At 66.5% G+C, this 17,358-nt stretch carries 16 protein-coding genes; 8 read left to right on the forward strand and 8 right to left on the reverse strand.

Annotation, left to right across the window (positions count from 1 at the left end; genetic code table 11):
• Window positions 1–14: 14 nt before the first annotated feature.
• Window positions 15–1,091 (reverse strand): glycosyltransferase family 2 protein, encoded by a 1,077-nt coding sequence (locus I0K15_RS10530; protein ID WP_196101480.1) that lies wholly within the window; start codon window positions 1,089–1,091, stop codon window positions 15–17.
• Window positions 1,092–1,344: 253 nt separating this feature from the next.
• On the reverse strand, window positions 1,345–2,583 hold the full coding sequence (locus I0K15_RS10535; protein ID WP_196101481.1) for an O-antigen ligase family protein: 1,239 nt from the start codon (window positions 2,581–2,583) through the stop codon (window positions 1,345–1,347).
• Window positions 2,584–2,708: 125 nt separating this feature from the next.
• On the opposite strand from I0K15_RS10535, the gene I0K15_RS10540 reads away from it, so the two are divergent.
• From I0K15_RS10540 to I0K15_RS10570, 7 genes are all read left to right on the forward strand, one after another.
• Window positions 2,709–3,857 carry an acyl-CoA dehydrogenase family protein gene (locus I0K15_RS10540; RefSeq protein ID WP_196101482.1) on the forward strand — a complete coding sequence of 383 codons (1,149 nt, stop codon included), beginning with the start codon at window positions 2,709–2,711 and terminating at the stop codon, window positions 3,855–3,857.
• Window positions 3,858–4,023: 166 nt separating this feature from the next.
• Window positions 4,024–5,052 carry an enoyl-CoA hydratase/isomerase family protein gene (locus I0K15_RS10545; RefSeq protein WP_196101483.1) on the forward strand — a complete coding sequence of 343 codons (1,029 nt, stop codon included), beginning with the start codon at window positions 4,024–4,026 and terminating at the stop codon, window positions 5,050–5,052.
• Between the two features lie 88 nt (window positions 5,053–5,140).
• Complete coding sequence (mmsB, locus tag I0K15_RS10550) at window positions 5,141–6,007, forward strand: 3-hydroxyisobutyrate dehydrogenase (RefSeq protein WP_196101484.1); 867 nt, start codon at window positions 5,141–5,143, stop codon at window positions 6,005–6,007.
• 202 nt (window positions 6,008–6,209) lie between these two features.
• On the forward strand, window positions 6,210–7,424 hold the full coding sequence (locus I0K15_RS10555) for an acyl-CoA dehydrogenase (RefSeq protein WP_196101485.1): 1,215 nt from the start codon (window positions 6,210–6,212) through the stop codon (window positions 7,422–7,424).
• Window positions 7,425–7,427: 3 nt separating this feature from the next.
• Window positions 7,428–8,723, forward strand: coding sequence for a surface lipoprotein assembly modifier (locus tag I0K15_RS10560; RefSeq protein ID WP_196101486.1), 1,296 nt, complete (start codon window positions 7,428–7,430; stop codon window positions 8,721–8,723).
• Complete coding sequence (locus I0K15_RS10565; protein WP_196101487.1) at window positions 8,723–9,895, forward strand: TIGR03862 family flavoprotein; 1,173 nt, start codon at window positions 8,723–8,725, stop codon at window positions 9,893–9,895. The genes I0K15_RS10560 and I0K15_RS10565 overlap by 1 nt, the downstream gene beginning before the upstream one ends.
• A gap of 70 nt (window positions 9,896–9,965) precedes the next feature.
• Window positions 9,966–10,457, forward strand: a complete 492-nt coding sequence (locus I0K15_RS10570) for a protein-tyrosine phosphatase family protein (RefSeq protein ID WP_196101488.1) — start codon at window positions 9,966–9,968, stop codon at window positions 10,455–10,457.
• A 23-nt stretch (window positions 10,458–10,480) separates the two neighbouring features.
• Here I0K15_RS10570 and I0K15_RS10575 read toward each other — a convergent pair whose 3' ends face one another.
• The gene (locus I0K15_RS10575; RefSeq protein WP_196101489.1) at window positions 10,481–10,924 is read right to left on the reverse strand and encodes a MarR family winged helix-turn-helix transcriptional regulator; all 444 of its coding nucleotides are present in this window, start codon (window positions 10,922–10,924) and stop codon (window positions 10,481–10,483) included.
• A 65-nt stretch (window positions 10,925–10,989) separates the two neighbouring features.
• Between I0K15_RS10575 and I0K15_RS10580 the strand changes: the two genes are divergently transcribed.
• On the forward strand, window positions 10,990–11,856 hold the full coding sequence (locus tag I0K15_RS10580) for an NmrA/HSCARG family protein (RefSeq protein ID WP_196101490.1): 867 nt from the start codon (window positions 10,990–10,992) through the stop codon (window positions 11,854–11,856).
• Window positions 11,857–11,884: 28 nt separating this feature from the next.
• On the opposite strand, the gene I0K15_RS10585 is transcribed toward I0K15_RS10580, so the two are convergent.
• From I0K15_RS10585 to I0K15_RS10605, 5 genes are all read right to left on the reverse strand, one after another.
• Entirely contained in the window at window positions 11,885–12,184 is a 300-nt protein-coding gene (locus tag I0K15_RS10585; RefSeq protein ID WP_196101491.1) for a GNAT family N-acetyltransferase, read from the reverse strand.
• A 52-nt stretch (window positions 12,185–12,236) separates the two neighbouring features.
• On the reverse strand, window positions 12,237–13,283 hold the full coding sequence (locus tag I0K15_RS10590) for an ABC transporter ATP-binding protein (RefSeq protein ID WP_196101492.1): 1,047 nt from the start codon (window positions 13,281–13,283) through the stop codon (window positions 12,237–12,239).
• Window positions 13,283–14,527 carry an MGH1-like glycoside hydrolase domain-containing protein gene (locus tag I0K15_RS10595; protein WP_196101493.1) on the reverse strand — a complete coding sequence of 415 codons (1,245 nt, stop codon included), beginning with the start codon at window positions 14,525–14,527 and terminating at the stop codon, window positions 13,283–13,285. The genes I0K15_RS10590 and I0K15_RS10595 overlap by 1 nt, the downstream gene beginning before the upstream one ends.
• Before the next feature lie 286 nt (window positions 14,528–14,813).
• On the reverse strand, window positions 14,814–16,106 hold the full coding sequence (locus I0K15_RS10600) for a carbohydrate ABC transporter permease (protein ID WP_196101494.1): 1,293 nt from the start codon (window positions 16,104–16,106) through the stop codon (window positions 14,814–14,816).
• Window positions 16,103–17,347: a carbohydrate ABC transporter permease gene (locus I0K15_RS10605; protein ID WP_196101495.1), complete on the reverse strand. Its 1,245-nt coding sequence runs from the start codon at window positions 17,345–17,347 to the stop codon at window positions 16,103–16,105. The genes I0K15_RS10600 and I0K15_RS10605 overlap by 4 nt, the downstream gene beginning before the upstream one ends.
• Window positions 17,348–17,358 lie beyond the last annotated feature (11 nt).

The raw sequence follows: 17,358 nt of genomic DNA on the forward strand, positions 1-17,358 counted from the left end.
GGGCGAGCCAGGGATCAGCCGATATGATCGCGCTTGGAGCGGGTGGAGTAATGCCGGCTCGACATCCCGAACGCGGCTCGAAGCCGCCCCGACGCGTTGCCGAACGAATAGATCGCCGCCGCCAGCGCAGGGCGTCCTTTCCAGGTGGCAGAGACGACCTGCAGGCAGCCGCGGAGGCCCCGCTCGACGGCGCGCCGAATGCTCGTGAAGCGCTTTCGGTTCAGGCGTTGCGCGGTGACGGTCGCCTGATCTCTGCTGCGGCGGTAGTAATACGCTGGCGACAGTCTTCGGCCAGGGAGCCGGTCGTGAACGATGACACTCGGCACCCACCCAATGCGTCCGCCCTGCTCCCGCATCGCCGTGGAAAAGACCGTGTCAGATCCGTCGGCATCTCGCAGGCTTTCATCGAAGCGCAGGCCCCGTTCACGAACCTTCGACAGCCGTGCACACCAGTTATTCGTGTAGGCGTCGAGCCTGCCATCCCAGCCATCCCGCGACGCGGCCGCGCGCGTGGCGTTTCGCTCGGAAAGCTGCCTTCGCCCATCCAACAGAACAGCGCGCTGCATTGGCGTCAGCGCATCACCGGTCGCTTCGAGTTGCAGCGGCCCACCTGCAAGATCGGGTTCACGCGTCTGCATTGCGGAAGTCAGTTCCAGGAGCCAGTCAGGCTCGACCCGCTCGTCGTCGTCGACAAAGGCAAGCAGATCCATGTCGAGGCCCAGCGCCAGATCGACGACCTTGTTTTGCGCAGAAGGGATGCCGAGTTGCGGTTCGATGTCATACACAACATGCCAGTCGCCGCTGTCCGCAAAGCGTTCGAGGATCTCTGTAACAGACTTCCTCTCGTCGTTCTCCACGACGACGAAGATGAGGTCGTGTGACGTCATGCTGTGCAGTTCGGACAAACTGGCGAGAAGCACGCGCAACATGTCCGGGCGCCGCTGGGTTATGATGCCGACCGCAATGCGAAGGCTGGACTGCGCCTTGCGTGATGTAGCGCGGTCTTTTGCGCCGGGCATTTCTCCGACGCGGGCTCGTGCGCGTCGCAGGTCAAGAGGCGTCGCGCCTGCGCTCGGCCGTTCATGCAGCAAGGTGTCGTCCCCTCAGACCTTCTGTCTCGGCGCTAACACGGCGTACCACCTAAAGGTGACAAGCCCATACATCGATCAACTTCCAGCTTCTCAAGCCAATATCCGGTGCAACTGCGATGCAACGCCAAACTCTGAGACAACTCGGGGGAATGTTTCAAATTTGAGAAATCTCAAATGGTTATGTAATGCTAGAAACGCGAGCGCCGCGGAGGATCACACGTCGACGGGTGCACGGTGTTTGGCAGTGACTGACCTACTCAGTCGGGTCGGTTCTCCCCTTGCGCCCGTCTGCGACAACCATCGCAAGAAGCGCTGTGAAGGTGACCATATAGGTCGCGACGATGAAGCCGCGGTAAAACAGGATCGTCGTCATGCCATTGAGACCGATTACGGCAACAAGAGCGATCACCGGCCAGGCGGCGCGCAGACCGTAGCGCCGCAGCAGCACGAGCGGCGGTCCGAACAGGAAAACCAGACCCGAAAGCAGCGCCGCGATACCACCGCCCATCAGCCAGCTCAGGTAGAGGTTGTGGAGGTGGTGAATGCTCGAACCGAACTCCTCGATAACGATGTAGCGCTCGTTCTCGAAGCCACGGCCCTGCAGCCAGTACTCAGGCATCAATGCGATAGCCTGCGTCCAGGTTTCGAAGCGGCCCAGTTCGGCCTCTCCGGACTGACTCAGGTCAGCGGTCTGGGCGATCTCGACAAGCTTGCCAATACGGTCTCCCAGGTTGCATCCGGTCGCAGCGTCGAGCAACAGCGCGGCCGTCACACCGGCTGCGATCGTCGCACCAATGGCAACCAAGTGCCGCCAGCGATCCGACCCGCCAAGCAGAAAGGCTGCGGCCGGAAACATCAGCATCTGGATCAACAGGATGGTTCGCGCGCCACTGAAAGCACCTGCCGACAGACTGCAGATGAACACCAGACCGTAGAGGCATGCGATCTCGCGCCGTGCGCCCGCAATCCATCGTCCAAAGAGCGCAAGTACGATTGCCGTCATCCAGATCGGCGGATAGAGCGGGTTTCTGTTGAATGCCTCTACGCGGCAGCCCTGATTGCCGAAGCCAAAGATGTAGAAAGCGGCCAGAACTACAAAACATGTGACAACACCCCATCCGAGTATTACCGGCCATCGTGTCGTCTCGCGTGCAAGAAGGGGAACGCTCAAGAGCAGGAGGCCGGAGAGCAGAAATCTGATGAACTCACCTTCTCCGTCTTTGACCGGATAGTCGGGCGAGAGCGTTGGAAACGCGGCCATATTGATCGCGTAAAGCGCCAGATATTGCAGAACCATCGCATGAACGATCCAAAGCTCGCGCTGCGCAGCGATGGTGGTGCGCGCGTACCAGAGCATCGGCAGGATCGCGAAGGGGAGCGCGGCAAGCGTAAAAGCATCTTCGTGGATGGCGCTGACAGAGACAAGGGCAGCGAAGATGGCGCTTGTCCAGAAGAGGAATGGTTTCGATCCGGCGTCGGCGGATGTGGTCATCTACAGATCTCTAGAAAACGAAGTGGTGGATGAGATGGGCCTGCTCCTCGCATCACATACAGGAAATGTATAGAGACATGCCGCTTCCGCTATCCGAATGTGTCTCGATTGCAATGAGGTAGAGCATGGATTTCGCGTTGAGCGACGAACAGCAGGCGATCCTCGAAATGGCCTCGGATTTCGGGCGCGATCGGCTGGGTCCGATGGCGGCGGAGGCGGAGCATGCCGGGATTGATCGGGCCGTGCTGGCAGAGGTCGGGGCGCTCGGCATGGGGGCGATCTATGCGGGTGAGGCGCATGGGGGATCGGGGCTCAGCCGGCTCGACGCCGCGCTGATCTTCGAGGGGCTTTCGCTGGGGGACCCGAGCGTGGCGGCCTTCATCTCGATCCACAACATGTGCTGCTGGATGGCGGATGCCTTCGCCTCGGATGAACTGCGGGCAGAAGTCGTGCCGGGGCTGGCGGCGTTCGAGACGGTGGCGAGCTACTGCCTGACCGAGCCGGGCAGTGGGTCGGATGCGGCCGCGTTGAAGACCTCTGCCCAACGCGACGGCGACGATTACGTACTGAACGGGACCAAGGCGTTCATCTCGGGCGGAGACTTTTCCGACTGGTACGTCGTGATGTGCCGAACCGGGGAGGCGGGGCCGAAGGGCATCTCCACGCTGCTGGTACCGAAGGACGCGCCGGGGCTCAGCTTCGGCGGACAGGAGCGGAAAATGGGCTGGAAGGCGCAGCCGACCGCGCAGGTCCAGTTCGACGATTGCCGCGTGCCGGTGCGCTATCGCGTCGGCGCCGAGGGTGATGGGTTCCGTTTTGCGATGAAGGGGCTCGACGGCGGGCGGCTCAACATCGCGGCCTGTTCGCTTGGCGGGGCGCAGGGGGCGCTGACAAAGACGCTGACCTATATGGGCGAGCGCAAGGCGTTCGGGGAGACGCTGGACCGGTTCCAGGCGCTCCAGTTCCGGGTGGCCGATGCGGAGACGGCGTTGCAGGCCGCGCGGATCTTCCTGCGGCAGGCGGCCTGGAAGCTCGACCGGGGGGAGCCCGATGCGACGCAAGCCTGCGCGATGGCGAAGCGTTTCGTGACGGATGCGGCTTTCGACGTGGCGAACGATTGCCTCCAGCTCCACGGGGGCTATGGCTACCTGGAGGATTACGGCATCGAGAAGATCGTGAGGGACTTGCGCGTGCACCAGATCCTGGAAGGGACGAACGAGATCATGCGCCTGATCGTGGCGCGCAAGCTACTGGCGGATCGGGGGAACGGGTGATGCTGATGCGGGCCGGATCAGTTCAAACGGCCGGGCAGAAGGCCCGGCCTGCGCCCGACCTCCCCCCCGGGAGGGCGCATTCGCACCCACCCGAGGTCGGGCTCCGGCCTCAGGACGGTGGGCTGGTGCGGGATGACATGCCGCTCCGTTTCGAGGATGTGCGCCGATGACCGACACTCTCTTCCGCATCGAAGGGCGCGCGGGCCGTATCACGCTCAACCGTCCCGATGCGCTCAACGCATTGACCCACGACCAGGTGCTGGAGATCGAGCAGCGCCTGCGCCTCTGGGCCGAGGACCCGGCGGTCGAGCTCGTCGTGATCGACGGCGCGGGCGAGCGGGCGTTCTGTGCGGGCGGCGACATCCAGCATCTCTATGAGACCGGGCGGGCGGGCGACTTCGCCTATGGTCGCCGTTTCTGGGCGGATGAGTACCGGCTCAATGCGCTGATCTGGAACTACCCCAAGCCCTATGTCGCGATAATGCACGGCTTCGTCATGGGCGGCGGTGTGGGCGTCTCGGCGCTTGGCTCGCACCGGATCGTGACCGACGGGACGCAGGTCGCGATGCCGGAATGCGGGATCGGGCTGATCCCGGATGTCGGTGGGTCTATGCTGCTCGGCTGTGCGCCGGGGCGGCTGGGCGAGTATCTCGGCACGACCGGCGCCCGGATGGGGCCGGGGGACGCGATCCACGCGACCTTCGCCGATAGCTATGTGCCCGCCGACCGGATCGAGGCCCTGAAGGACGCGCTCTGCGAACAGGGCGTCGATGCGATCGAGGAGTTCGCCGAGCCGCCGGAAAAGGGCGAGCTGCAGCGCCAGCAGGCCGAGATCGACGCGCATTTCGCGGGGGAGACGGCGATGGACATCGTGCGCTCGCTGGAGCACGAGGGCGGGCCTTTGGCCGCGGACACGCTGAAGAAGCTTCGGCGCAGCGCCCCCCTCTCCGTCGCCTGCGCGGTCGAGGCGATCCACCGCGCCCGCAATCTGGGTCGGATCGAAGATGCGCTGCGGCTGGAATACCGCTTCACCGCCCGCTGCATGGAGCATGGCGAGTTCCTGGAGGGCGTGCGCGCCGCCGTCATCGACAAGGACCGCAGCCCGCAATGGGCGGTCCCAACGCTGGAGGCACTGCCGCAGGTCCGGGTGAGCCAGATGCTGATGCCGCTCGGCGCGGACGAGTTGAAATTGTGAGCGACCGTCCCGGCCGCTGCGCCGGGACCTTTCGCAGGAGGCCCCGGATCGGGTCCGGGGCGGTCGCGACAGGATGGGAGGAAACGACATGAAGATCGGGTTCATCGGTCTCGGCAACATGGGCGCGCCGATGGCGGCCAACCTGGTGAAGGCGGGGCACGAGGTCACGGGCTTCGACGTGGCGGGCGTGACGGTGGAGGGCGTGGTGAAGGCCATGACCGCCGCCGAGGCTGCGACGGGGAAGGACGCCGTCATTACCATGCTGCCGAACGGCGAGATCCTGCGGCGCGTCTATGACGAGATCGTCCCGGCAGGCCTCGCGGGTGCGGCGTTCATTGACTGCTCCACCGTGGACGTGGACAGCGCGCGGGCCGTGGCGGAGCAGGCGGCGGCGGCCGGGCTTTTGCCGGTAGACGCGCCGGTCTCCGGCGGGGTCGGCGGTGCTGCGGCCGGGACGCTCACCTTCATGGCGGGCGGTTCGGAGGAGGCCTTCGCCAAGGCGCAGCCGCTCTTCGAGGTCATGGGGCAGAAGGCCGTGCATTGCGGCGCCTCCGGCAACGGGCAGGCGGCGAAGATCTGCAACAACATGATCCTCGGCGTCACCATGATCGCGACCTGCGAGGCGTTTGCGCTGGCCGACAAGCTGGGCCTCGACCGCCAGGCGATGTTCGATGTGGTGAGCACCTCCTCCGGCTATTCGTGGAGCATGAACGCCTACTGTCCCGCCCCTGGCATCGGGCCGCAGAGCCCGGCGGACAACGGCTACAAGCCCGGCTTCGCGGCGACGCTGATGCTGAAGGACCTGCGGCTGAGCCAGCAGGCGGCGGTCTCGGCGGGCGCGCAGACGCCGATGGGCGCGCGGGCAGCCGAGATCTACGAGCGGTTCGTGGAGATCGACGAGGACGCCCGCGATTTCTCCGCCATCCTGCCGTGGCTGTCGGAGGGAGCGGGTTAGGGTGTCATCCTCGACCCCGTCCCAGTCTCGGCGCCGAGATCGTTTCGTGCCGGCGCACTCCCAAGTGAAAGGCCCCGGATCGGGTCCGGGGCGGTGGCGCTTAGGGCGCCCTATCGCCCTCATAGCCTCGGACCCACGCGACCGACCCGCGCATTGCGCCGCTCGCGGCCCCGCGCGATAAAGACGACAAAGGAGACTCACCATGCCTGACGGTCAGATCCAAGGTACCGGCCCCTCGCTCGCGTCGTTCCAGTGGGACGATCCGTTCCTGCTCGCCGATCAGCTCGGCGAGGAGGAGCGGATGCTGTCCGAGAGTGCGCGGACCTTCGCGCAGGACAAGCTGATGCCGCGGGTCACGGATGCCTATCTCGACGAGACGACGGATCCCGAGATCTTCCGCGAGATGGGTGAGATGGGGCTGCTCGGCGCCACGATCCCGGAGGAGTACGGGGGCCTCGGCGCGGGTTACGTGAGCTACGGCCTGATCGCGCGGGAGGTGGAGCGGGTGGACTCGGGCTACCGCTCCATGATGTCCGTGCAGTCCTCGCTGGTGATGTATCCGATCCACGCCTATGGCTCCGAGGAGCAGCGCAAGAAGTACCTGCCCGGCCTTGCCTCAGGCGCACTCATCGGCTGCTTCGGGCTGACCGAGCCCGATGCAGGCTCCGACCCCGCGGGCATGAAGACCACGGCGAAGAAGACCGATGGCGGCTACGTGCTCAACGGCGCCAAGATCTGGATCTCGAACTCGCCGATCGCCGATGTCTTTGTCGTCTGGGCGAAGTCCGAGGCGCATGGCGGCAAGATCCGTGGTTTCGTGCTGGAGAAGGGCATACCCGGCCTCTCCGCCCCGAAGATCGGCGGCAAGCTGAGCTTGCGCGCGTCGATCACCGGCGAGATCGTCATGGACGGGGTCGAGGTCGGCGAGGATGCGCTTCTGCCGAATGTCGAGGGACTGAAAGGCCCGTTCGGCTGCCTCAACCGCGCACGCTACGGCATCTCCTGGGGTGTGATGGGGGCGGCGGAGGAGTGCTGGCACCGCGCGCGGCAATACGGCCTCGACCGGCACCAGTTCGGGCGGCCGCTGGCGCAGACCCAGCTCTTCCAGAAGAAGCTCGCGGACATGCAGACCGAGATCGCGCTGGGGCTGCAGGGCTCGCTTCGCGTCGGCCGCCTGCTCGATGAAGGCCGCGCAGCGCCCGAGATGATCTCGCTGGTCAAGCGCAACAATTGCGGCAAGGCGCTCGACATCGCGCGGACCGCCCGGGACATGCATGGCGGCAACGGGATCCAGGCGGAGTACCACGTGATGCGCCACGCCCAGAACCTGGAGACGGTGAACACCTACGAGGGCACGCATGACGTGCACGCGCTGATCCTCGGCCGCGCGCAGACGGGCCTGCAGGCCTTCTTCTGAGGGGTGTCGGCGGTTCTGAGGGCGCTCGCCCTCCTCGTCCTGCTGGCCCTGCCGGCCGCTGCGCAGCCGGCCTATGAGGATCTGAGCCAGGAGCAGCAGATGGCCGTGATCCGTGCGGCCATCGTGCAGGAGAACTACGACGCGGCGCAGACGCTGCTCGCTGCCTCCCGTTTCGACCGGGGAGATCTGGGCTACGAGGCCGCGTTCTACCAGGCGATCATCTTCCGTGAGGGCGGGCGGCTGGAGGATGCGATAGCGCTGCTCCGCCAGATCGTCACCGAGCGTCCCGACATCCGCGCCGCCCGGTTCGAGCTGGCGCAGACGCTGGCGCTCGACGGTCAGCGGGACGCGGCCGAATACCACCTCCAGATCCTGGCGGAGAGTGCGAGCAACGCCGCCGAGCGGGAGCAGTTCGAAAGCGCCATCGACCTGTTGGAGCGCGACAATAGGCTGAGCTTCACCGGCTTCGTGACGATCGCGCCGTCCACCAACTTCTCCAACGGGGCGTCGACCGACACGATCCGCCTGTTCGGCCTGCCTTTCGAGATCGAGAACACCGAGCAGTCGGGCGTCGGGCTGAGCTATGGCGGAACGGGGATCTTCGCTCAGCCGATCGGGACCGACCGGCAGCTCTTCCTCGCGGCGGGGGCGCAGTTCAACGAGTTTCCGGGCTCCGACTTCGACAACCGCATCTTCACCCTGCGCGGCGGGATCCAGTTCGGGCCGCCGCTGCGGCGCCTGACGCTGGAGCTCGTGACCGACCGGCGGGACGTGGACGGCGAGCTGTCCGATACCAGCCAGGGCGGCCGGGTGGCCGCGCGCTACCCGCTGGCGCCCCGCTGGCTCGCCGATGCCGAGTTCGCCTTCGCCGATCGGGAGTTCGAGCGGAGCGACGATCGGCTGGTGCGCGATCTGGAGTTCACGCTGCGCCACGCGCTCGCCTCGAATGTCAGCGTGAGCGGCGGCGTGATCGTCGAGGACACGCGGGCCGATACCGACTTCAACAGCTTCGACGGGCGCGGCGTGGTGTTTGGCGCGGCGCGGCAGTTCGCCAACGGCCTCGTGGTGGACGGGCAGGTGGAATACGTGGCGCGCGACTATGACGAGGAGTTCGTGGGCCTCGGCGACCGGCGGGAGGATCGGATCACGCGCGTGCGCATCTCCGCCCTGTCGAGCCGGTTGCAGTTCCGGGGCATCGCGCCGCGGGTGAGCCTGACCTACACCCGGCAGAATTCCAACGTTCCGATCTTCGACTTCGATGCCTACGGGGCGGAGCTGACGCTGACGCGGTCCTTCTGATGGAGGTGCTGGTGGTCGGCGGCGGCCCAGCGGGCCTCGCAGCGGCGGAGGTGGCGAGTGCGGCGGGCGCACGAGTGCTGGTTACGGAGCAGAAGCCGAGCGTCGGGCGCAAGTTCCTGATGGCGGGCAAGTCGGGGCTGAACCTGACCAAGGATGCCTCGCCCGACGAGCTGATCGCGGCCTGCGGGCGGGCGGAGCTGGCGCCGATGCTCCGCGCCTTCGATGCCGCGGCGGTGCAGGACTGGGCGCGCGGGCTGGGGCAGGAGGTCTTCACCGGCTCCTCCGGCCGGGTCTTTCCGGTGGCGATGAAGGGCTCCCCGCTGCTGCGCGCGTGGCTCGCGCGGTTGGAGGCGCAGGGCGTTGAGTTCAGGACCCGGTGGCGCTGGCTGGGCGGCGAGCGGTTCGAGACGCGCGATGGCGTGCAGGAGGTCCCGGCGCGGGCCACGGTGCTCGCCGTGGGCGGGGCGAGCTGGTCGCGGCTGGGGTCGGACGGCGCATGGGCCGGGGTGCTGGGCGGTCCGCTTGCGCCCTTCCGGCCAGCCAACATGGGCTTCGACACGGACTGGTCGCCGTATATGGCACGCTGGGCGGGCGCTCCGGTGAAGGGCGTTGCGCTGCACTGTGGCGGTCACCTGGTCGAGGGCGAGTTTGTCGTGTCGGCGGGCGGCGTCGAGGGCTCGGCGATCTATGCGCTGTCGGCGCCTCTGCGCGATGCGATGGGGGCGGAGGGGGTGGCGTTGGAGCTCGATCTCGCGCCCCGCACCGACGCCGCGACGCTGACCCGGAAGCTCCAGCGGCCCCGACGGAAGGACAGCGTGTCCAACTGGCTCAGGAAGGCCACTGGGCTGCAGGGCGTGAAGGCCGCGCTGCTGCGCGAAGGCGGCCCCCTGCCCTCCGACCCCGAAGCGCTGGCCGCGCGCATCAAGGCGACGCCGCTGCACCTGACCCGGCCGCGGCCGCTGGATGAGGCGATCTCGGTCGCCGGGGGCGTGCCCTTCGACCGGCTCGACGGCGACCTGATGCTGACCGACCGGCCACGCACGTTCTGTGCGGGGGAGATGCTGGATTGGGAGGCGCCGACCGGTGGCTACCTGCTGACCGCCTGCATCGCGACCGGGCGCTGGGCCGGGGCGGCCGCCGCACGTCACGCGGGATCCGAAACCGGTATATGAAAACCGTTTCATTCGCGTATGATGTGAAGACGCCGCCGGCGTGCTTGCGCGGCGGCAAGGAGGTGCGCGTATGAAACCTTCGATCTACCTCATCGATGCCGATCTGCCCGGCCGGCTCTTCATCATGCCGCGGCCCTCCGCCGAGTGGTTGATGGAGGACATGGCGCATTTCCGCTCGCTCGGCATCGGCACGATCGTCTCGATGCTGGAGGTGGACGAAATGGCGGAGCTGTCCCTGCGCGACGAGCCGCGCTGCTGCTGTGACGCGGGGATGGAGTTCCTGCACTTCCCGATCTTGGATTTCGGCCTGCCGGATCGCGCAGGCTTCCGGGATCTCATCGAAGCGGTCGTCGAGCGGCTCGAGGCCGGGCAGAGCGTTGCCGTCCATTGCCGTGCGGGGATCGGCAGGTCGGGCATGCTGGCCTGCTGTGTGCTCGCCCGCTTCGTGGGATCGGCCGACGAAGCGGTGGAGACCGTCTGCCGCTGCCGCGGAACCTCGGTCCCCGACACGACGGAACAGCGGGCCTTCATCGAGAGCATGGTTGGTGAGTTGCAGGGCTGAGCACGCTGCGAAAGCGCCTGCGATCAGTCCGGCTGTTTCTTGTGGAATGCGAGAATGGCGGAGAGGAGCCCTTTCAGCGTGACAACTTCTTCGGCGCTCAGGGGGCTCAGGAGGTCCGCTTCCAGTGTCCGGATCTGCCGCCCCACCCGGTCACGAACTGAAACGCCCTTCTGGGTCAGGAAGATGCGGGAGGCGCGCCTGTCTTCCTTATCCGCTTCCGTTCTAAGGTACCCGGCGTTCGCCAGATTGTGCACGTGCTTGGTAACGGCGGCGGGCGATAGGCCGAGCCGACCGGCGATGTCGCCGGGGCGCTGGCCGTCCTTCTCCCACAAGGCGCCCATGACGTATTCCTGACCGCCGCGGAAGCCGCACTCGCCGAGAATGCGCTCTCCCTCCACCCGGTTCAGATGGGCAACTCGCTTCAACAGCGCGCTGACGCCATCGCACAAATCGTCTTCGTCATTCATTTACTTTACCGGTGAATCAATATATGCCTTACCGGTAAAATATATTGAAAAGCTGGGATCGCAAGATGGATGAAGCCACCTGCAGAACTGTTGTCGTGTGCGGTGCGACCGGAAAGCAGGGCAGCGCTGTCGTCGAGGCTTTGATGCAGTCGCCGTCCAACTGGAGGATCAAGGCGTTGACCCGGAATCCAGCATCTGTAGGTGCACGGGCTCTGGCGGAGCGCGGCGTCGATCTGGTTTTGGGCGATATGGACCGCCCGGACACGCTCAAGCAGGCCTTTGACGGCGCTTACGGTGTTTTCAGCGTGCAGCCGAATGCGCTGACCGACGAAGGCCGCGAGGTCCGATGTGGGCGTAACGTCACCGAGGCCGCGCAGTCAGCCGGGGTATCCCATCTGATCTATTCCTCCGTCGGAGGAGCGGAGCGCCATAGCGGGGTCCCTCATTTCGAAGCAAAGAGGCAGATCGAGCTTCACGTGTTGGAAAGCGGGGTCCCCGCGACGATCCTGCGGCCGGCGTCGTTCATGGACAACTTCGCTTCGCTTGCGATGCGCATCACGCTGCTGTCGATGTTTCGAACCAGGATGTCATCTGCAACGAAGCTGCAGTTGATTGCGACGCGCGATATCGGGCGGTTTGCGGTGCGCGCGCTGGAAAGGCCGGATGCTCATATTGGCGCGCAGCTGGAGCTGGCTGGTGACAGTCTGACAGTCGATCAGATCGTCACCACCCTCAGATCCGGAAGGGTGCGTCCAACCTTCGCGCTTCGCCTGCCGTCCTGGGTTGTGAGGAAGCTGCCCGAGGATTTCCCGGTTATGGTGGATTGGTTTGAGCGCGAGGGCTTCGCCGCTGACATCGATCACCTCAGGAGCGAGATGCCCGACTTGCAGTCGCTGTCGGACTGGACGAGCACGCAAATCCGTAGCCAGTAGGGGGTTGAGATATCCCAGTATCGTGGACCTAAACCGAAAACGCGTCCGCCCAGTCGGGGTTCTTCTTGCGTTGGGCGTTTACGAAGGGGCAGAGGGGCATGATCTTCCAGCCCTCGGCGCGGGCGTCCTGGACCAGCCGCTCCACCAGCTTCAGGCCGACGCCGGAGCCGCGCAGGGCGTCGGGCACGCCGGTGTGGTCGGCGATGCGCAGTCTCGGCGAGGTGATGGTGTAGGAGAGTTCCGCCTCCACCCCGTCGAGGGCCCAGACGTAGCGGCCCTTGCTGTCCTGTTCCTCTCGGGCGATGTCGTCGAGCTGGATCTCGGTCATTGGGCGCTCCTCTCACTCTGTGGAGCGGATGTAGGGTGCGCCTGACTGTGCTTCAAACGGCGAGGCCCTCGGCGTCGAAGAAGTGGGTGCGCTCCTCGCCGAAGGTGAGGCCGATGCGCTGGCCGGGCTCCAGCGTCGCCTCGCCCGCGGTGCGGACGGTGATCTGGCCCAGCGGCCCGGCGTCGGCGATGATGAAGGTGTCCGCGCCGAGATACTCCAGCACGTCGACGGTCGCGTCGCAATGGCCCTCACCCTCGGCCGCTGGGGTGATGTGCTCCGGCCGGATGCCGAGATGGGTAGCGGGGCGGTCACCGGCATAGGTACCGCTGCGCCCGCCCTCCAGCGCGAAGGTCGTGCCGTTGGTCCGGCAGGGCAGCACGTTCATCTTCGGTGAGCCGATGAACTGCGCGACGAAGAGGTTGGCGGGTGCCTCGTAGAGCTGGCGCGGGCTGCCGACCTGGGAGATGCGCCCGGCCTCCAGCACCACGATGCGGTCGGCCAGCGTCATCGCCTCCACCTGGTCGTGGGTGACGTAGATCATGGTCGCGTTGAGCGCCTGGTGCAGCTTCGCGATCTCGTAGCGCATCTCGACGCGGAGGGCAGCGTCGAGGTTGGAGAGCGGCTCGTCGAACAGGAACGCCGTCGGCTCCCGCACGATGGAGCGGCCGATGGCGACACGCTGGCGCTGCCCGCCCGACAGCGCCTTCGGCCGCCGCTCGAGGAAGGGTTCTAGCTTGAGGATGCGGGCGGCCTCGTCGACCTTCGCGTCGATCTCGGCCTTCGGGGCGCCTGCGGTCTTGAGGGAAAAGCCCATGTTCTCCCGCACGGACATGTGCGGGTAGAGGGCGTAGGACTGGAAGACCATGGTCAGCCCGCGCTTCGACGGCGGCTCGGCGGTCATGTCGGCCCCGTCGATAAGCATGCGGCCGCGCGACGTCTCCTCCAGCCCCCCGATCATGCGCAGGAGCGTGGACTTGCCGCAGCCGGATGGACCGACGAAGACCACGAATTCTCCGCTGCCGATGTCGAGGTCGATGCCCTTGATGACCTGCACCTCGCCGAACCACTTTTCCACGCTGTCGAGGGTGATGGCGCCCATCATGCGTCTCCTGCCGAGGGGGAGGCCCAGCCGAGCCAGATGGCGGCGGTCCAGGTGAACGTGTCCCCGCCGCAGGGCGTGCCGTCGGTGGGGTCGAAGTATTCGTAGAAGCCGCCCTTGGTGATGAGGGCCGCGGTTTCGCCGCGGAGGCGGCGTTCCTCTGCGGTGCGGCCCGCGTCCCTGAAGCCCATGGCTATGAGGGCGTTCACCACGGGCCATGTCGGCCCGCGCCAGTAGCGGCGGGGGTCGAAGGCGGGGCCCTTGGGATCGCTCGACGGGATGCCGTAGGGCACGGCGTCCCAGCAGGCCATGAGGCGGCGTTCCATCTCCCCGTTCTCGATCCCGGCGAGCCAGGCGAGGAAAGCGCCGGAGCCCAGCGTGTTGGCGAAGGTGCCGGTGCGCAGGTCGCGCGCGTCGTAGCAGTGGAGATCGGCGTTCCAGATCTCGGGCAGGGCGGCTTCGAGGTCGCGGGCCCAGCTCTCGGGCTCGGACGGGTCTTCGCCGAGGGTACGAGCGATCTCGGCCAGGTCGCGGTGGGCGCGGATCAGGATGAAGGTCATGGCAGGGTCGGCCATCAGGAAGGGGCCGTTCGCGACGATCTCCTTCTGGTCCCAGCCGTGGTCGCGGCCGAACTGGAGGATGGCGACGTAGCGGTCGTAATCCTCCTTCTTCGGCCGCATCGAGGGGTCGACGTGGCCGGTGTCGCGCCGGGTGTAGGGCCCGACATTGGAGCCGTCCACATTGGCCATGCCGGGGTCCCATTCGGGGCAGTTGTCGCGGCCGGACTCCCACGGATGCGTCACGGCGGCGGGGCCGTGGGTGCAGCGATGCTCCCGCCACCACCGGTGCCAGGCGAGGAGCTTGGGGTAGAGGGCGGCGAGGCGGCTGTTCTCCGGGTCTCGCTGGTGGATCAGGCGCGCGAGGATGGCGGCGACCGGTGGCTGGGAGATGCCGGAGGTCGGCGGCGTGGTGCCGCTCTGCCAGACCTCGGGGCCCGGGAAGTAGCCGGGGTCGGGCTTGTGGAACAGGATGTGCGGCACCATCCCGTTGCTCCATTGGCCGGAGAACAGGGTCTCCAGTTCCGTCCATGCGCGGTCGATGTCGAAGGTGGAAAAGCCCCAGGCGGCGAACGCGCTGTCCCAGTTCCACTGGTAGGGGTAGAGCCCAGCGGTCGGGATCGTGTAACCGCCGCGGTCATTGGCGCGGAGGATGTCGCGGGCGGTGGCGTCGAGGTCGCTGGTCATGGAGTGGTCTCGAAGCGCAGAGGGCAGCGCCCGACCCTGGGTGGGCGCTTCGATCCGGTGGATCTTGGCTGGCGGTTGACCACGATCAGGAGCGTTGAGCATCTTGATCCGTCGCAAAAGCGCCCTCCCGTGGGGAGGGGCGGGCGCTGCCCGACGTTGCCGCCGGGCGGGAAGGTTGGACGGGGCTCGCACGCGCATCGGTGTCCGGCGACCCGCTTGGGCGGGCCGCATTCGGCGCTCGAAAGGCTCCACCGGAGCCTTTCGTTCTGCGATGCAGAACCGCGCCTCATCCTTTGACCGATCCCGCCGTCAGGCCCTTCGTCATGAACCGCTCCAGCCCGAGGAAAAGCACCATCACGGGGACCGTCGCGATCACCGCGCCCGCCATCAGATGTTGTCGCGGCACTTCGGAGGAGTTCAGCATCGCCACCCCCCGCGTCAGCGTGAACTTCGACGGGTCGTCGAGCAGCATGAAGGCGAGCAGGAACTCGTTCCAAGCGATCATGAAGACGTAGAGCGACACGCTCGCCAGCGCGGGCAGGGAGAGCGGCAGCGTGATCTTCCAGATCACCGCGAGGCGGGAGAGGCCGTCCATCAGCCCCGCTTCCTCGACCTCCGCCGGGAGGCCGCGGAAGTAGCCCTGCAGCATGTAGAGCGCCACCGGGATCGTCGTGACCGGGTAGATCATGACGATCCCGATCAGCGAGTTGCGCAGCCCCGTCATCGAGAACGCGATGTAGATCGGCAGCGCCAGCACGATCATCGGCACCATGTAGATCAGCAGGATCGAGCGGGAGAACGCAGCCCGCCCCTCAAACCGAAGCCGCGCGACCGCATAGGCGCCCGGCACGCTGAAGAGCAGGGTGAGGATCACCGTAGCCACCGACACGCCGAACGAGGTCATGAGGTACGTGCCGAAATTGAAATCGGAGAAGAGCTCGGAATAGCTGCGGAAGAGGCTCCAGCCCTGGCTGAGGTCGATGGTGAAGTCGAGCGGGTTCTGGAGGAGCTGCTGCTGGTTCTTCAGGCTCGTCATCACCATCACGTAGAACGGGATCGCGACGATGGCGGTGAAGAAGATGTAGCCGAAGCCGGTGAGGAAACGGATCACTGCCTCCTCGAACTCGTGCCGCGTGGCGGTGGCGTAGGGGAGGCCCGCGAGGATGCGGGTCAGCGGCCAGCCGGTCGCGACGGCGAAGATCACCCAGGCGAGGATCGTGGTGCCGAGCCCGGTGCCCGGCGCAGGCGCGATGGCCGGGCGCAGCACGATGAAGGACAGGATCGGCACCAGCGCCAGCGCCGCCGTCACCCCGATCCGCGCGCCTTGCGTCCGCCCGCCATCGGGCAGCCACAGGAAGCCGAACCAGGCGCCGAAGAGCAGGGACGGGATCACGGAAGGTGCAAGCCCCTGCCCCGTGGCGAAGCTCACCACCACGCAGGCGACGACCGCCATGGTCAGGCCCCAGAGCGCGCCGATCAGCGGACCGGCGACATAGCCGTATTGCAGGGGGGCGGCGAGACCGCCATGGCGCTCGGCCCCACCGGCAGGCTCGTGCAGGGATGTCTCGGGCGCGCTCATAGCCCCTCCTCCCGGCTGACATATCTGAAGAAGAAGAACGAGAAGGCGAGGAGGCAGCAGAAGATCACGACCGCCACCGCCGCACCCGCCCCGATGTTGGAGACGGCGAAGGCCTGTTCATAGACGTTCACCGTCAGCGTCCGGGTACCTGCGTTCCCGCCGGTCAGCAGGAAAATGTCGTCGAACTTGTTGAAGGTCCAGATGAAGCGCAGCAGGAACAGGACGCTCAGGATGCCCAGCAGTTGCGGCAGGCTGAGATACCAGAACTTCTGGAAGGGCGAGGCGCCGTCCATGTCCGCAGCCTCGTACATGTCGGTGTCGATGGACTGCATCCGCGCAAGGATGAACAGGAACGACAGCGGGAAGTAGCGCCAGATCTCGAAGACCGTGACCATGATCAGCGCCAGAGGCCGCTCCCCGAAGAAATTGATCGGGTTCTGGCTGACGCCCATCTGGACGAGCAGCGCATTGGCCGAGCCTGCGAAGGGATCGAACAGCGTGACCCAGGTGAAGGCCACCGCGATCACCGGCGCGACGTAGGGGAAGAGGTAGAGGCCGCGCAGCACCCCCTGCCCCCGGAACGACTTGTTGAGCAGCATGGCGGCGAACAGGCCCATGACGAGCGCGCCGATGGTGCCAAACACCGTGTAGAAGATGGTGACCCACAGCACCTCGACGAACTCGTCGCCGGAGAAGACGCGGGCGAAGTTCTCCAGCGTGAAGTCGAAATTGGTCAGGATGTTCTCGGCGCTGCCGGTGAGCGCCGCCGGGATGGCATCGAGGTCGGGGTCGGCGTCGAGGAAGGCCTGGCTGACGATGACGGGGATCTCGATCTCGTCCCGCTGCCCGCCCTCGAAATCGCCGAGATCGCAGAAGAGGGTGCGGCCGTCGAGGGTGCAGCGCTCGTCGAGTGCGCCGAACTCCAGCCCCTCGGGCAGCGTGTCGGTGAGGGTCACGCCCATGATGGGCTGGTCTTGGCTGGAATTGCGCAGGCGGTACTGAAGCTGCGCTTCGTCGCCCGCGGCCTCCGGCCGACCCCGGATCGCCTCGCGCACCACCGGGGCGGGCGCGCGCAGATCGGCGAGGCCCACCGGCTTGAAGCTGATCCAGAAGATGGCGAGCAGCGGCAGGATCACCACGGCCGAGACGATGGCGATGGTGGGAAACAGCATCCCCCAGGCGAGCCGCGCCTCGCGGCGGGCCAGCGGGCCGGTGCCCTTGGGTGGTTCGAGGGCGGTCATGGCGTCCCTCC

It is taken from the genome of Pontivivens ytuae (assembly GCF_015679265.1).
GTDB classification, from domain to species: domain Bacteria; phylum Pseudomonadota; class Alphaproteobacteria; order Rhodobacterales; family Rhodobacteraceae; genus Pontivivens; species Pontivivens ytuae.

Coding starts and splice junctions, on each gene's coding strand:
- I0K15_RS10575 (WP_196101489.1), bottom strand. CDS start 10,924: ATGAATGACGAAGACGATTTGTGCGATGGCGTCAGCGCGCTGTTGAAG.
- I0K15_RS10580 (WP_196101490.1), top strand. CDS start 10,990: ATGGATGAAGCCACCTGCAGAACTGTTGTCGTGTGCGGTGCGACCGGA.
- I0K15_RS10585 (WP_196101491.1), bottom strand. CDS start 12,184: ATGACCGAGATCCAGCTCGACGACATCGCCCGAGAGGAACAGGACAGC.
- I0K15_RS10605 (WP_196101495.1), bottom strand. CDS start 17,347: ATGACCGCCCTCGAACCACCCAAGGGCACCGGCCCGCTGGCCCGCCGC.
- mmsB (WP_196101484.1), top strand. CDS start 5,141: ATGAAGATCGGGTTCATCGGTCTCGGCAACATGGGCGCGCCGATGGCG.
- I0K15_RS10590 (WP_196101492.1), bottom strand. CDS start 13,283: ATGGGCGCCATCACCCTCGACAGCGTGGAAAAGTGGTTCGGCGAGGTG.
- I0K15_RS10555 (WP_196101485.1), top strand. CDS start 6,210: ATGCCTGACGGTCAGATCCAAGGTACCGGCCCCTCGCTCGCGTCGTTC.
- I0K15_RS10540 (WP_196101482.1), top strand. CDS start 2,709: ATGGATTTCGCGTTGAGCGACGAACAGCAGGCGATCCTCGAAATGGCC.
- I0K15_RS10545 (WP_196101483.1), top strand. CDS start 4,024: ATGACCGACACTCTCTTCCGCATCGAAGGGCGCGCGGGCCGTATCACG.
- I0K15_RS10600 (WP_196101494.1), bottom strand. CDS start 16,106: ATGAGCGCGCCCGAGACATCCCTGCACGAGCCTGCCGGTGGGGCCGAG.
- I0K15_RS10565 (WP_196101487.1), top strand. CDS start 8,723: ATGGAGGTGCTGGTGGTCGGCGGCGGCCCAGCGGGCCTCGCAGCGGCG.
- I0K15_RS10595 (WP_196101493.1), bottom strand. CDS start 14,527: ATGACCAGCGACCTCGACGCCACCGCCCGCGACATCCTCCGCGCCAAT.
- I0K15_RS10535 (WP_196101481.1), bottom strand. CDS start 2,583: ATGACCACATCCGCCGACGCCGGATCGAAACCATTCCTCTTCTGGACA.
- I0K15_RS10570 (WP_196101488.1), top strand. CDS start 9,966: ATGAAACCTTCGATCTACCTCATCGATGCCGATCTGCCCGGCCGGCTC.